Raw genomic sequence first — 14,344 nt, 5'->3', positions numbered from 1 at the left:
CCTGTCCGATGAGGCGCGCCACGCTGTCGTTTGCCTTGGCGGCATTCGTGATGTTTCCTGGCAATATTGCGCTTGCGCAAATGACGCTCGAGATCCCCGAAGAGGAATTCGAGAGCGTCGAGGACTACAAGCCCATTCCGACACCTGACCCGTCGAGCCATCCGGTCGATCAGATGTTCGATACGATGGAGTTTGACATGACCGGCACGCTGCCCGAGGCGGTGCTGGAAGATATGCTGGGCGCGACGCCCTATGACTTTGTCGACGTGGTCTGGAGCATGGAGGTGACTGGCGACTGGACCGACCGCATGACCGGTAAAGGGACACTTCAGGTCACCGACTTCACCGAGGGCAAAGGCGCGCAGGCCCTGGCCGACCCCGAACGCTATACCGGGCAAGGAGGCTTTCGCATGTACAATGCGCGTCTTCGGACGGATGGCGATCACGTGTTCACGTTGAGCGCCGCCTTTCCGCCGGATGAGGGCGGAGTGGCCCTTGGTACCGAGCTCGACGGGGTAAAGGGTGTTTTCGAGGTCACGTGGCTTTGCCACATGTTTGAGCCGGGGCGAAGGGGCTGTGTTGACTACACGGACGACTACTACGAGACGGAGCTGCCCGAGTTAGAGAAGATGACGATCACGCGCACGCCCACCGGCCACAGGATTGAGTTCGCCGCTCGCGTACGGGAAACGCGCACCCACCGGGAACGGGGTTATCGTTTGACCGAACCAACCGGTCGTTTTGCGGACGTGCACGGTTGGGTCTGCGACAAGCCTTCGTTCAAGGCCGCGCCCGATGCGTGCGGCGAGACCGCTTCCGGGAGTGGGGACGTAGAAGATGTCCATACTCGCACCTTGTCCGAAGAGGCGCTGCGCGAGACCCAAGCCGAACTCGCAGATGCCATCGCCCGAGCACAGATTGAATCGGACACAGCAAGGATCGTAGCCGAATCCAAACGGCAGGCCCAAGAACAAGTCGATGAGGCGGCCCGACAGATGGAAGCCGAGGTCGAAAGGGTGCGGGCCGAAGTTGCTCGGGCTGATCTTGAAAGGCAAATCCAGGATATTGAAAGGCAAGCTCAGCAACAGGTGGACGATGCTGTCCGCCGGATGGAAGCGGAGGTTGCAAGGAAGCAGGCAGAGATCATGCGGGCCGAGCAGGATCGGCAAACACAGCAGCGTATCGATCAGGTGAACTCCGAGGTGCAGTCACAGATAGAGGCGGAGCTTGCTCGGGTGCGGGCGAAAAATGCACAACTGCAACTGGAGATCGAGATAGAAAGGATCAGGGCTCAGGCAGAGGAATTGCATGACGCGGCAATTGCCGAAGCCGAGAATGCGCTCGCAGAGTCTGATGCGGCAGAGAACGCCAGCATTGCAGAAGATGAGGCGGACGAACCTTGAATGCAAAAGCTCTCGTGCGTTTCAGCCGCGGGTCGTGGTTGGATTCAAGATCGGGCGATGTCTGCGTGACGATGACCGGCTGGTCGCGAAAGCAGTATCTGCAAGGTGGAACCGGTCAACCTGCCAATCTGCATGAAAAGCCAAAGCTTCGAGAAAAATCATTAGACTGTGCTCACCGTTGCTCTGTCGAGACCATGCCCTGTTCCGCGACTATCATTGGAGAAAAGGTGTCCCGTGAAATCCTGACGGAGCGGTTGGTGCACGCGACGCAGGCCGCTGAAGGCGACCGGCGGATCGGACTGGTCATCTCGACCCTTGAACGGATGCTCCGGGACAACGCCACGCTTTTTGCCCGCGCCATGACGCGACTGATCGAGGACGGACCTACGGACGCGCACAAGACCCTCGGGATAAAGCGGCAGGTGTTGTTCCTGCGCCGCACTTCCGATGCGGATGCGGCGACTACCCTGCGCCCGGTCTTCGCGGTGCTCGGGGGTGCTGCCGGATCGCTTGAGGCGAGAATTGCAGCATTCAAAGCGTTGCGCCAGCCGGTCACGCGCCTCGCCGCGATGGCCCCGGATTCCTTCATCGCCGACTTCGCTGCGTTGATCTGGCCGACTCGCACTCCGTCAGAGTCCGAGCTGCCCATGGCGCTGTTCGACTCGCTGATGTCATCTTCCGAACTGGCACCGCGCGTCGTCGAAGCCATCGAGACGCAGTTCGACATGCATTTGACGGATTGGTCGACCAATCCCGCAACGGCGATCGTAATCGCCAGCGGTTCCACCCGCGGTCTGGAAAGATCACCCACGCGCGAGCGCGCGACGATCATGATGGGCAAGGCGATAGAAAGCCCTGCCATCGACCTGCAATACTTGGGGCCGCGCCTTGGGCGCAATGGTGCCGCGCTGGCCAGTCTGCAGCAGAACACCGTCGCCGGAGTGATCGGCACCTACGTCCCGACGATCTTCGCGCAGAACAAGTCCGATAGCTACAGCTTCGCGATGGAACCCTACTTGCGCCCCATGCTCGAACGCCCGCGTTGGCTGCAACAGGATGCAGAGGCACAGGCCGAGTGGTTGGCGTTTCTTCCGCGCGTTGTAGATCTGGAGGATGAAAACTTCAGTCCCACGGCTCGGCGCGCACTCGACGGTTTCCGATAGGTGACCAGCGGCTGCGGCATTTGCACATCATAGGAGGAAGGATCATTCCATGCGCAGCTTATTGAAATCGGCTACCTGTATCATGTCCCTGTCATTTTTCGCCGCTTTCGCCCCGGCTAAGGCGACCGCGCAGTTCGACGGGCACGGCCTGGATGCCTGGCAGGTGACCGGCGTTGCAAGCGATGACTGGCTCAACCTGCGTATGGGGCCGGGCAGCGACTACGCCATCATCGGGTCGTTTTCCGCCCGGGCCACAGGGTTGACGATGACCACCTGTGTGCCATTCATGTCCGAAGGTCAGGGGATCATGTTGTCCGAAGCCGAACGCAATCTGCTCGACCTTCCGCCGCGGTGGTGCCTGATGAGCGACGGGCACACCCATGGCTGGGCCGCGGCTCGGTTCTTGATGGAGGCGATGGGGCCGACCACCCAGGATCAAAGCAGCGACACGATGATCTCAGACGCTGTTCTTCTGGTGGAACGGCTTTATGCCCACCACGAACAGGCCATGCGCGGCGACGCGCTGGATCCGCTGGGCGCGTCGCGTTCGATGGATTTCTTCATGGCGGACATCGCGTACGATCTGTCCCAGAGGACATGGCAGTCCGACCCGCTTTACGATGCACAGGATATCGATATCAGTGATTTTCGTGTCCGCCCGGACCCAAATCAGCCATTTCTCCGCGGCATGATTACGGTGCGGGCCGAGTTCCTGAATTTCGGGCGGTCGCAAACTGTGATCTTCAACCTTCGCGCGGATCCTGCGCTTCCCGGCGCGCCGGTGCGCATCATGCGTATTGACCATGGTGGATGGATGGTTCCGTAAGGTTGCCAGCGATATCGGCGATAGATCTCAAAGGTCGAAAAACCCAACATCCCTTGCCAGCAGGCGACAGCGTCCGAGCCAGGCGAAGGTGCGTTCGGCGAGCCATCTTCTGGGCAGCACTTGGGATCCCTTAGTTACAAATGCTGCGGAGCGGCTTGGTGCTATGGCTGTTTTCAGACATGCGGCATTGCAGATCGGAGCCCGGTAACGAGCGAACCTAATGTCGGCTCCCAGCTTTCCCACACATTCGTTTCGCCATCGCAGCGAATGACGGGAATCCGCCCGGTCTGCGGGTGACGCCATCGGATGCAAGTGCAGAATGAATGTCCATTTTGGGGCTTATTCTGTTGAAAAACTCGGCTTGATTGGATGCCTGATCGCTGATTCACTTTCCTCAGGGTTGGCGGAGGTGCATGGCGATGATGGGACCACGGCAATACACGCAGGGCGCGCTGTTTTACGAGTTCTCGATCGAAGATCATGTCCCGCCAGATCATATGCTGCGCTCGGTCGACCGGTTCGTGGACTTGTCCGGTATTCGCCAGCATCTCGCGCCCTTCTACAGTTCCACGGGACGACCGTCGGTTGATCCGGAACTGATGATCCGGATGCTGCTGGTCGGTTACATCATGGGCATCCGCTCGGAGCGCCGGCTGTGTGAAGAGGTCCACCTCAACCTCGCGTATCGCTGGTTCTGCCGCCTCGATCTGACCAGCCAGGTTCCCGACCATTCGACCTTTTCCAAGAACCGGCATGGCCGTTTCCGCGACAGTGATCTTCTCCGGCATCTGTTCGAGACGGTCGTCGCACGCTGCATCTCGGAAGGGCTGGCGAGTGGCCAGCGTCTGGCGGCGGATGCCAGCATCATTCAGGCGGATGCAAACCGGCAGAACTCGACGGCACAGGCTGAGTGGGACCCTATGGCCATCACTCCCGAGGACGCACCAAGGGCCGTCCGGGACTATCTTGCCACCCTCGATGATGCGGCGTTTGGCGCAGCCAGCCCCGTTGAGCCCAAGTTCACCTCACATTCGGACCCCGCATCGCAGTGGACCGGGGCGCGAGGCGGCCCGGCCTATTTTGCCTATTCCACCAACTATCTGATCGATACCGACAACGGCGTGATCCTCGATGTGGCGGCCACCCGCTCGATCCGCCAGGCCGAGGTTGGATCGGTGCGGACGATGATCGACCGCGTCAGTGATACCTTTGGCATCAAGCCGGAACGCCTGATCGCGGACACCGCTTATGGCAAGGGAGAGATGCTCGACTGGCTGGTTCAGCAGCGCGGGATCGCGCCGCACATTCCGGTCATTGACAAGTCAGGGCGCAAGGATGGCACATTCGAGCGGGCCGACTTCACCTATGATCCAGAAAAGGACATCTATACCTGTCCGGGCGGCAAGGAACTGACGCAGAACCGCCGGGCCTTTGCAAAGCCAAGAGAGAAGAAACCCGATGAAGATGGTCTGCTCCGTTACAGGGCCAGCAAGGCCGATTGCGATGCTTGTGCCCTGAAAGCGCGCTGCTGCCCGAAAGGACCGTCGCGTAAAGTGACCCGATCGATTTATGAGCCATCCCGCGATGTGGCCCGGGCAATCGCGCGCACGACGCAATACGCGATCTCCTGCAAGCTCCGTAAGAAGGTCGAGATGCTGTTTGCGCACCTGAAGCGGATCCTTGGCCTGAACCGTCTCCGATTACGCGGACCTTGCGGCGCACGCGATGAATTCCACCTCGCTGCCACCGCCCAGAACCTGAGGAAGCTCGCAAAGCTCCTCCCGACACCACCAAGCGCAAGACCAGCGTGATCGACAGAACGCGCGGCCAGTGAAGAGGTTACATCATCGCGGCAGAAACCTCGACTTTTTCAACAGAATAGGGCTGAGAGCGGCCCTTGCGATGATCGGGCCAACGCATCTGCGCCATGTTCTCCGAGGCCGACGCATGGGTGGCGAAGGTCGAACTTGACACGCTCAAGGCTCCGGCGACCACGCCCACGGATGCGCTGGAGGCGGTTTAGGCGTTGCCCTGAGTCGGGGCGCGCGTTCCCCCGGCGCTGAAACGTTCCCCTATTCGTTTCCCTATACGCCAAATCCAACCAAATCCGCAGTGCTTGCGGCAGGGCGAAAGGTCGGTCAAGTCGCTGTTCTTACTGAGTTTTTTGCTGGTGACCCCGGCAGGATTCGAACCTGCAACCTGCCCCTTAGGAGGGGGCTGCTCTATCCGGTTGAGCCACGGGGCCGCGCGCCCGGTTTTAGCGGCCCGGGAACAGATTGTCACCGGGGGAAACGGATTAATCCGCCAGCGACCGCCCGGCCCACTCAAATGCTTGAACAGGCGACATTGTTCGCGATAACATTCTCCCAAAGACAGGCAGAGGAAAAACCGTGGCCGCCGATGACAAACGTTCCTTGACCCTGCGCGACGTGTCAGAGGCATCAGGCGTGTCCGAGATGACCGTGAGCCGGGTGCTGCGCAACCGCGGTGACGTCTCGCAGGCCACGCGCGAGAGGGTTCTGCTTGTCGCAAAGGAACTGGGCTACGTTCCCAACAAGATTGCCGGCGCACTCGCCAGCCAGCGGGTCAATCTCGTGGCGGTTATCATCCCCTCCCTGAGCAATATGGTCTTCCCCGAAGTGCTTTCCGGCATAAGCCATGTCCTTGAGGAAACGGAGCTTCAGCCGGTGGTCGGCGTCACCGACTATCTGCCCGAGAAGGAAGAACGCGTACTCTATGAAATGCTGTCCTGGCGGCCCTCGGGCGTGATCATTGCCGGGCTCGAACATTCCGACGCATCGCGCGCCATGCTCCAGGCCTCCGGCATCCCTGTGGTCGAGATCATGGACGTGGACGGCAAGCCGGTGGACGCGATGGTCGGTATTTCGCATCGCCGCGCCGGCCGGGAAATGGCTCGCGCGATCCTCAAGGCAGGATATCGCAATATCGGTTTTCTCGGCACCAAGATGCCGCTCGACCACCGCGCCCGCAAACGGTTTGAGGGTTTTACCGAGGCCCTGGCCAAGGGCGGGGTGGAGATCATGGATCAGGAGTTCTACTCCGGCGGCTCTGCGCTCGCCAAGGGGCGCGAGATGACAAAGACCATCCTGGATCGTTCTCCTGAACTCGATTTCCTTTATTATTCCAACGATCTGATCGGCGCGGGCGGGTTGCTCTACCTTCTCGATCAGGGCATCGACATACCTGGCAGGATCGGGCTCGCGGGATTCAACGGTGTAGAGCTTCTTCAGGGTCTGCCACGCCAGCTCGCCACGATGGACGCTTGCCGCCGTGAATGCGGTCTGCGCGCAGCCGAGATCATCGCCGCCCGCGTGCGCGGTGAAACGCCTGATCCGGTTGTGGAACTGACCCCGAAAATCTCTTATGGGGATACGCTTAAGCGCCGCTGAGCCTCTGCGCAAGCTGACAGCTATGTGCTTCCCGCTGGACAGCGATCGATCCCGCCCATAGGAATTGATCAAATTTCCTGTGGAGGCGACTCATGAAAGACGACAACTTCCTGCGCGAAAACAATGCCCGTCATCTATGGCACCCGATGGCGGCGCCGGCGGACATGCAGACCAATGCCCCGAAGATCATCACCGGCGCCGAAGGCGTCTCCATCACCGATATCGACGACAATACCGTGGTGGATGCGGTCGGCGGGCTTTGGTGTGTGAACCTGGGTTATTCCAACAACACCGTGAAAGAAGCGATTGCAAAGCAACTCTACGATCTGCCCTATTATTCGGCGTTCGGCGGCACGTCCAACCCGCCGGCCATCGAGGCGAGCTATGCCGTGCGTGAATTCTTCGAACCCGATGGCATGGTGCGGATTTTCTTCACTTCCGGCGGCTCGGACAGCGTGGAGACCTGCCTGCGACTGGCGCGGCAATACCACCGCCTGCGCGGAGAGCCGACGCGCACCAAGTTCCTGAGCCTGAAAAAGGGCTATCACGGCACCCATTTCGGCGGGGCGAGCGTGAACGGCAACAATCGGTTCCGCATCAACTACGAGCCGCTGCTGCCGGGGTGCTTCCACATGCCGTCACCCTACACCTACCGCAATCCGTTCGATGAGACCGACCCGGCCAAGCTGGCGCAGTCTATCGCCAAGGTCACCGAAGACGAGATCGCATTTCAGGGCTCGAACACCATTGCCGCGCTTATCATGGAGCCGATTCAAGGTGCGGGCGGCGTCATCGTGCCCGATTCCTCCTTCATGAAGCTCTTGCGCGAGATCTGCGACCGGCACGGCATCCTGCTCATTTCCGATGAGGTAATCACCGGATTTGGCCGCACGGGGGACTGGTCGGGCGCGCGGCACTGGGGCGTGCAACCCGATATGATGAGCACCGCCAAGGGTATCACCAGCGGTTACTTTCCCGTCGGCGCCGCGATGATGAATCAGAAGGTCGCGGATGTCTTTGAAAACGACACCACTGGAGAGGCCGGGATTTACCACGGTTATACCTATTCGGCGCATCCGGTGGGGGCGGCAGCCGTCATCGCGACACTGGCCGAGACACAGCGGCTCGATCTGAAAACCAATGCCGCCGCACGCGGCACGCAACTCTATGAGGGTGCGCTGAAGCTGGCGGACAAGTACGACATCATCGGCGATGTGCGGGGCGGCCACGGCCTTATGACCGGGATCGAGATCGTCTCTGACCGAACCGCAAAAACACCCATGGACATGGATACGATGAAGCGCATCCACCAGACCGTCTATGAGGCCGGGACGATGGTCCGGCTGGGCGCGCACAATGTCCTGATGTCACCACCGCTCACCATCACCGAGGCAGAGGTGGACTCCATCCTCGCAGCCCTCGACAAAGGCTTCGCCGCAGCCTGACACGCCAAGGGCGGGCCCTTCGCGGGTCCGCCCGGTCCTGAACAATATCAATCACGCTGAACGCGCCCTACTGGGTCTCGAAAGCAAAAAAACCGCCCCGAAGGGCGGCTTTTCAGCTTCACTGCGGCAGGGGTTCAGCCCTGACGTGCCTTGAACCGTCGCTGTGTCTTGTTGATGACGTAAACGCGACCCTTGCGGCGCACAACGCGGCAGTCGCGATGACGCTGCTTGAGCGAGCGGAGCGAGTTCTTGACCTTCATGGTCCTCTCCTCATTTCGCGGCGCGGCGTGCGCCTTTGGTTTCAGGGTCTCCGAACGATCCGGAGACGTTTTATCCGTGGTGGGCGATACTGGGATTGAACCAGTGACCCCTTCGATGTCAACGAAGTGCTCTACCGCTGAGCTAATCGCCCTGACCAGCCCAGAAACACCCCCCTGAAAAGAAAAGGGGGCGCGGAATTCCGCGCCGGTAGCGGGGTCTATAAAAGGAGTCGGCGGGGGGATCAAGGGCTTTTGACGCCCATCTTTTTCGGTCTATGATCCCAGCATCGAGGAGACATGATGCAAACGCAAGCTTTCACATTGCTGGAACCGGTCCAGCGCAGTTCTTCGGTGGTTTTCGCCTCGCCGCACAGCGGGTGCGATTACCCCGAGGATTTCGTACGCGCCTCGATGCTGAATGCGCAGTCCATTCGCAGTTCGGAAGACGCCTTTGTCGACAGGCTTTTTACCTGTGCGGTGGAGTTCGGTTCACCCTTTCTTCAGGCCAGAGCGCCGCGCGCGTTCATTGATCTCAACCGCGGAGAGCAGGAACTTGACCCCGCGCTGATCGAAGGGGTCCGCCGCGCGGCACATAATCCGCGTGTGGCGTCGGGGCTTGGCGTGATTCCCCGCGTCGTGGCAAACGGGCAGGCGATTTATCAGGGCAAGATGCCTCTGGCCGAGGCGAACCGGCGAATCGCGAGCTACTGGCGCCCCTATCACGCGGCGCTTTCCGACCTACTCGACGAAACCCGAGCGCAATTCGGAGAGGCCATCCTGATTGATTGTCATTCCATGCCGCATGAGGCGATGGACAGTATCGTGCGCAAGCGGGGGCAACGCCCGCAGATCGTTCTTGGAGACCGCTTTGGCTCGGCGGCTGCGCCAGCGGTGGTGGACAAGATCGAGACCGCGTTTACCGAGGCCGGGCTCGTCGTGTCGCGCAACACACCCTTTGCCGGGGCCTATATCACGCAGCACTACGGCCGCCCCTCACGTCATCAACATGCGATCCAGATCGAGATCGACAGGGCGCTCTACATGGATGAAAAGCGGATCGAATTGCGCCCCGATTTCAATGAATTCCAGGAACGTCTGAGCAGCATCATCGCCCGGATCGTGGCCTTTGGCACCCCCTGCGACAGACTCGCGGCGGAATAGCCTATCGCATCGCACGCCCCTTGAGGATCGCGCCTGTGCCGAATCTGGCGCGGATACTGTCGGCGGCCCTTTCCGCGGCGCGGCGTTGGGCGGCCTGAGGGTCGAGCAGATCACCGGACACATCCGCGTCCGCCGCGTCCGAAATCTCGGAAATTCCAACACCGAGTAGTCGGTAGCGCCCGTTTTGTCCAACCTGATCAAAGAGATGACGGGCCGTGGCATAGATCGTGTCAGCCATCTGCGTCGGCTCGCGCAGGGCGTGGCGGCGGGTGATCAGCGAATGATCGGCGCGCTTGAGTTTGAGCGTCACCACACGGCCCGCGCGGCGCTTTGCCTTGGCGCGATCGGCGACCTTTTCGGCCATGCGCCACAGGTGACCGTCAAGGATTTCCGCATCGCCGGTATCCTCATGAAAGGTGGTTTCGTTGGAGATGCTTTTCACCGGGGTATTGGCCGAGACGCGGCGGATGTCCTGTCCGCGCGCCAGATGCCAGAGGCGGTGCCCCATGCTGCCGAAACGCGCAATCAAATCACGTTCCTCCCAGCGGCGCAGGTCAGAGAACGTACGTATCCCCGTGCGGTCAAGCGCGGCCTGTCCTGACGCGCCCACGCCCCAGATCATGCTGACGGGTTTTTCAGCAAGAAAATCAAGCGTTTCCTCCTGACCGATCACGGAAAACCCGTTCGGCTTGTCAAGATCAGAGGCGATCTTGGCGAGGAACTTGTTGTGGCTGAGCCCGATGGAGCCGGTTACGCCCAGTTCGTCGCGCATCCGGCGGACCAGCCGCGCCAGCATCACCGCCGGCGGCGCGCCGTGCAGGCGGGCGGTGCCGGTAAGGTCCATGAACGCCTCGTCGAGCGAGAGCGGCTCCACCGCCGGGGTCAATTCGTCCATCATCGAGCGAATGGCACGGCTGACCTCCGCGTAAACGTTCATCCGCGGTTTGACCACCACCGCGTCGGGGCAGAGTTTCAGCGCCCTGAACATCGGCATCGCACTATGAACGCCCCGGATTCTTGCGATATAACAAGCGGTTGAGACAACGCCGCGCCGACCTCCGCCGACGATCACGGGCTTGTCGGCAAGCTCCGGATTGTCGCGTTTCTCGACGCTGGCATAGAAGGCGTCGCAATCCATATGCGCGATCGAAAGATCGAAAAGCTCCGGGTGCCGCGCCACGCGGAAAGAGCGGCAGCGGGGACAGCGGGGGCCGGTTTCGAGCGGCACAAGACAGTCGCGGCAGAAGGCGGGCATGACGGGATTTCCGGGCACTGGAATGGCCAGTGTATCACCCTGTGGGGGCGGGGGGAACGGGCACGGTGGGCCCCATTTGGCCGAATCAGGAGCAAGTCCTTGTTAATACGCGAAAACCCCATGCTGTAAAACGTCGGTATTTTGTCGGTATTCCGTCGGTATCGTTTGCCAAATCCGCGCCGTTAACAGAGCGTGCGGCCGGCATTGACCAAGGTTCAGCCCCGACAGGCGGTCCTGCAAGCCTCGCCTCGCCGCCCGATCCGGCGGCGAGGTCCATTTCCATCAGACGCGAAGCACGACGATCCCCGGCTATTTGACCTGCTGCATGGCAACGCGGCCTTGCGTATCGAGGTAGAGGTAATGCGCCGCATCATAGGCGGGCGCACCGTCGAGATAGGACTCGTCCCCGCAACTCTCACCATCATCCGCGACGACCAGCCGGACCAGCCCATTGTGGAATTCCGGCCGCAACCGGGCATCGCAGAGTGCGATACCGTCGAGCCTGTCGGGCACGAAGGCCACCTCGCCCTGCTGGTTCATGTAGGCGAATTCCGTGGTGCCATCGTATACCGCGACCACCGGCGCCAGCCCGTCATGAAAGGGGCCGGCTGCCTCGATTTGCCCGCGCACAGGGTCACTTCCGTCCGCAGCCGGAAAGGTCACGTCATGAAAGGCGAAATCGCTGTCGTTCATATAGGCGATGTCGAAGGCGTCGGTCCAGACCTGCGCCAGACCTTCGGAAAACGGCTGCGCGTTGTGAAGCGTCCACTTGCGGGGAAGCACGAGCCGCCCATCGGGCGAGATGAACCCCGCCTGTCCCTCGCGCGAGCTCGCCGGAGCGAGGCCGCCGCTGAAATCGCCAGCGTCGACGAATTCCGGTTCTATGGCAACGCTGCCGCTGGCGTCGATCCAGCCGTAGCTCGGCTCGATGATGTCGCCATCCCAGAACCACGCGAGCCCTTCGGAGAAATTGCCGAAGTTCTTGATTTCCAATGCGGCCAATGCCTCGGGGCGTTCGTCGCGCCAATAGGCCTTGCCATCGCGATCCAGAAAGAAGGCGGGCTGCGATGTGTCTGTAAAGATATTGGCGACAGTGCACCCCTCGGAATACGGCGTGAATGGCGGCTGCCCGTCGACGTCGGAGGCATGTTCGGGGGCAATGATCTCTTCGCCATCACGGTCGATAATGCCCCAGGCGTTCTTGCCGCCGACGATGGCCCGGCCCTCGTGAAAATCCATGGCCCTGTCCCACTGGGGCTGAATTTGCCATTCCCCGTCACGGGTCACGTAGCCCCATTGCCCATCCTTCGGCATGGGATAGAGCGGTTCCCCCGCACCCTCGACCGGATCACCGCAAGGCAGCGGGCCGTCACCGCCGTATTCCAGCGACGCATAGGCCGGGGCAGAGCCGGCAAGTTGATCGAACAGCGGACCACCGCACTGATACGGTCCTGTGCGGCCTGTCATGCAGGCTTCCAGCGCGCCGAGAACCGTGTCCTCGGAGGCCTCATCGGGCGAAAGAACGAATGTCACCGGCTTGTCAACGAAGGTCGGGTTGGGGTTCTCGCTGTATTCGAAGCTGATTTCGCAGGCGGGGCCGGCCGGGCCGACAACCCTGTACACACCTTCGGCCCCGGTTCCCGCCGGGCTCTGGGTGCGGAAGGTTTCAGGCTCGCACGCCTGAACGGCCTCGACAAAGCAGTCCGCATCGGCGCACCCCCTGTCGAATTGAAGATACAGCAGATAGCTTCCGCCAACGAGAAGTCCCGCAACCAGTGCGATGAGGATCATTTTAGGCAAGTCGAGTCGTTCCACAAATTGAAGTGATCAGGATTTCCGGCGACAAAACACCGGGGTTCGCCCGTCAAACTGGCACAGCTCAGCCACCCCTCCAAGAAGTTCCTGCCGACCACACGCGACGTTAAGGGTGCGTCGTGGAGCATGGGCCGCTCCTCCCCCGGCGGGGCCTTTTCGTTTGCATCCCCTGCGCGCGCGGGGCTATCACGGCGCGGCAACTCCTGACAGGCGGGGCAGATGCCGCAGACCACCCAGACACTGATCTTCGTGCCCGAAACGGTGCACAAACGGGACGTGTTCTCCGAAACCATCTCGGGCCACCTGAAGGAAGATCCGACCCGCGCGGTCGCGCTGCGCAAGCTCGACGAAGTGCCATGGTTCACGCGGCCCATCGCGTGGTTCCTTGCCCGGCGCGAGATCCGGGCCCTGCGCGCGGTGCACGGCATCGACGGCGTGCCGGAATTGCTCCGGGTGGATGAGACCGGCCTGCTGCGAAGCTGGGCGCAGGGCACGCCGCTGCATCTCGCCCGCCCCGGCACCGCAGACTGGTATCGCGATGCCCGGCGCCTGCTGCGCGAGATGCGGCACCGGGGCGTGACGCATAACGACATCGCCAAGCCGCAAAACTGGCTGATGACGCCCGACGGGCGCGCGGCGGTGATCGACTTTCAGCTTGCGAGTGTCCACCGGCGGCGCGGCAAGCTGTTCCGCGTGATGGCACGCGAGGATCTGCGCCACCTGCTGAAACAGAAGCGCACCTATGCGCCGCAACTCCTGACCCCGGCGGAAACCGCGATGCTGGCGCGCAAAGCGCTGCCGGCGCGAGTCTGGATGGCGACGGGCAAGCGCCTCTACAATGTCATCACGCGGCGGCTGATGAACTGGTCCGACGGAGAGGGAACCGAGGACCGGGTGGCGCGCGACGGCCCCCGCATCCGCCAGCGCCTTGTCGCCGCCGGTCTGGCCCGCGACGTGGCGATCTGCCCCTATGCGCTCCCGGCGAGGGGCGTGGGGCTGTATGTCTTTGCCGAAAGCGATCTGCCCCCCGCAGCGCTTCGTGCCGCGGTGCCCGAGGCGCTGGCCGATCTGGTGCAGCCGGTGCCCGCGCTGCCCCGACACGCCGACGGCAGCCCGCGCGAGGATCTGTTGCAGCTTGTCGCCACGAACCGGCTCCAAGATCTGGAGACGGCCCTCGCGGCGGAACCGGATCTGCGCCCGGTCATGGCGCCAATCGTGGCCGGGCGGCTCAACCTCACAGACCGGATACTGCGCTAGGTGTTTAGTCCCGGCATCTGGTGGATCGGATTTAGGATGAAACGATCCGGCTCTGAGGTCCAGACCTTGCAGATGTATTCGTAGGGCGTGAGGCCGCCGAGAGTTTTGAGCCGCCGGGCGAAATTGTAGGCTGCCATGAAGTCTGTGAGGTGCGTGCGTAGCTGATTGTGGCTGTCGTAGTGGAAGCGCTTGACCGTCGCGTCCTTGATCGTGCGGTTCATCCTCTCGACCTGGCCGTTGGTCCATGGATGGTTGGGTTTGGTCAGCCGGTGCTCGATGCCGTTCGCCTCACAGATCATGTCGAAGCGCATCGGCCGGGAGATGATCGTGTTCCGGTTCCTCGGCTGCT

12 protein-coding genes, 2 tRNA genes and 1 pseudogene are annotated in these 14,344 nt (G+C 61.7%); 8 read left to right on the top strand and 7 right to left on the bottom strand.

Annotated elements, in window-relative coordinates:
- Nucleotides 1-8 precede the first annotated feature (8 nt).
- The 3 genes from BMW66_RS11865 (at nucleotide 9) to BMW66_RS11855 (ending at nucleotide 3,392) form a co-directional block, all read left to right on the top strand.
- Nucleotides 9-1,403, top strand: a complete 1,395-nt coding sequence (locus BMW66_RS11865; RefSeq protein ID WP_093118753.1) for a hypothetical protein — start codon at nucleotides 9-11, stop codon at nucleotides 1,401-1,403.
- Between the two features lie 14 nt (nucleotides 1,404-1,417).
- Nucleotides 1,418-2,566, top strand: a complete 1,149-nt coding sequence (locus tag BMW66_RS11860; RefSeq protein WP_217639306.1) for a hypothetical protein — start codon at nucleotides 1,418-1,420, stop codon at nucleotides 2,564-2,566.
- Nucleotides 2,567-2,648: 82 nt separating this feature from the next.
- Nucleotides 2,649-3,392 carry an SH3 domain-containing protein gene (locus BMW66_RS11855; protein ID WP_139196164.1) on the top strand — a complete coding sequence of 248 codons (744 nt, stop codon included), beginning with the start codon at nucleotides 2,649-2,651 and terminating at the stop codon, nucleotides 3,390-3,392.
- A gap of 48 nt (nucleotides 3,393-3,440) precedes the next feature.
- Here BMW66_RS11855 and BMW66_RS20500 read toward each other — a convergent pair.
- Nucleotides 3,441-3,524, bottom strand: a pseudogene (locus tag BMW66_RS20500) (IS5/IS1182 family transposase); the annotation flags it as partial.
- Between the two features lie 287 nt (nucleotides 3,525-3,811).
- Between BMW66_RS20500 and BMW66_RS11850 the strand changes: the two are divergent.
- Complete coding sequence (locus BMW66_RS11850; protein ID WP_093118915.1) at nucleotides 3,812-5,203, top strand: IS1182 family transposase; 1,392 nt, start codon at nucleotides 3,812-3,814, stop codon at nucleotides 5,201-5,203.
- Between the two features lie 357 nt (nucleotides 5,204-5,560).
- Here the strand turns inward: BMW66_RS11850 and BMW66_RS11845 are convergent.
- Nucleotides 5,561-5,637, bottom strand: a tRNA-Arg gene (locus tag BMW66_RS11845).
- A 145-nt stretch (nucleotides 5,638-5,782) separates the two neighbouring features.
- Between BMW66_RS11845 and BMW66_RS11840 the strand changes: the two genes are divergently transcribed.
- Both BMW66_RS11840 and BMW66_RS11835 read left to right on the top strand, forming a co-directional pair.
- Nucleotides 5,783-6,802, top strand: coding sequence for a LacI family DNA-binding transcriptional regulator (locus BMW66_RS11840; RefSeq protein WP_093118747.1), 1,020 nt, complete (start codon nucleotides 5,783-5,785; stop codon nucleotides 6,800-6,802).
- A 92-nt stretch (nucleotides 6,803-6,894) separates the two neighbouring features.
- Nucleotides 6,895-8,247 (top strand): aminotransferase class III-fold pyridoxal phosphate-dependent enzyme, encoded by a 1,353-nt coding sequence (locus BMW66_RS11835; RefSeq protein ID WP_093118745.1) that lies wholly within the window; start codon nucleotides 6,895-6,897, stop codon nucleotides 8,245-8,247.
- A 134-nt stretch (nucleotides 8,248-8,381) separates the two neighbouring features.
- Here BMW66_RS11835 and ykgO read toward each other — a convergent pair whose 3' ends face one another.
- Together ykgO and BMW66_RS11825 are read right to left on the bottom strand one after the other, a co-directional pair.
- On the bottom strand, nucleotides 8,382-8,507 hold the full coding sequence (gene ykgO / locus BMW66_RS11830) for a type B 50S ribosomal protein L36 (protein ID WP_012177066.1): 126 nt from the start codon (nucleotides 8,505-8,507) through the stop codon (nucleotides 8,382-8,384).
- Nucleotides 8,508-8,584: 77 nt separating this feature from the next.
- Nucleotides 8,585-8,659: transfer RNA gene (locus BMW66_RS11825), tRNA-Val, on the bottom strand.
- 148 nt (nucleotides 8,660-8,807) lie between these two features.
- Between BMW66_RS11825 and BMW66_RS11820 the strand changes: the two genes are divergently transcribed.
- Nucleotides 8,808-9,668: an N-formylglutamate amidohydrolase gene (locus BMW66_RS11820; protein ID WP_093118743.1), complete on the top strand. Its 861-nt coding sequence runs from the start codon at nucleotides 8,808-8,810 to the stop codon at nucleotides 9,666-9,668.
- Between the two features lies 1 nt (nucleotide 9,669).
- Here the strand turns inward: BMW66_RS11820 and BMW66_RS11815 are convergent, their stop codons facing one another.
- Nucleotides 9,670-10,923 (bottom strand): DNA polymerase IV, encoded by a 1,254-nt coding sequence (locus BMW66_RS11815; RefSeq protein ID WP_093118741.1) that lies wholly within the window; start codon nucleotides 10,921-10,923, stop codon nucleotides 9,670-9,672.
- 309 nt (nucleotides 10,924-11,232) lie between these two features.
- Nucleotides 11,233-12,714 carry a WG repeat-containing protein gene (locus BMW66_RS11810; protein WP_093118739.1) on the bottom strand — a complete coding sequence of 494 codons (1,482 nt, stop codon included), beginning with the start codon at nucleotides 12,712-12,714 and terminating at the stop codon, nucleotides 11,233-11,235.
- Between the two features lie 243 nt (nucleotides 12,715-12,957).
- Here BMW66_RS11810 and BMW66_RS11805 point away from each other — a divergent pair, with 243 nt between their 5' ends.
- Complete coding sequence (locus BMW66_RS11805; protein ID WP_093118737.1) at nucleotides 12,958-13,995, top strand: serine/threonine protein kinase; 1,038 nt, start codon at nucleotides 12,958-12,960, stop codon at nucleotides 13,993-13,995.
- Here BMW66_RS11805 and BMW66_RS11800 read toward each other — a convergent pair.
- Nucleotides 13,992-14,344: integrase core domain-containing protein (locus BMW66_RS11800; protein WP_139196162.1), on the bottom strand; the 353-nt coding region annotated here is incomplete at its 5' end. The two genes, BMW66_RS11805 and BMW66_RS11800, sit on opposite strands and share 4 nt — an antisense overlap.

Source organism: Salinihabitans flavidus (genome assembly GCF_900110425.1).
GTDB lineage: Bacteria > Pseudomonadota > Alphaproteobacteria > Rhodobacterales > Rhodobacteraceae > Salinihabitans > Salinihabitans flavidus.
The sequence above is the reverse complement of the archived record's forward strand: the minus strand, read 5'-3'. Positions and strand labels throughout refer to the sequence as shown.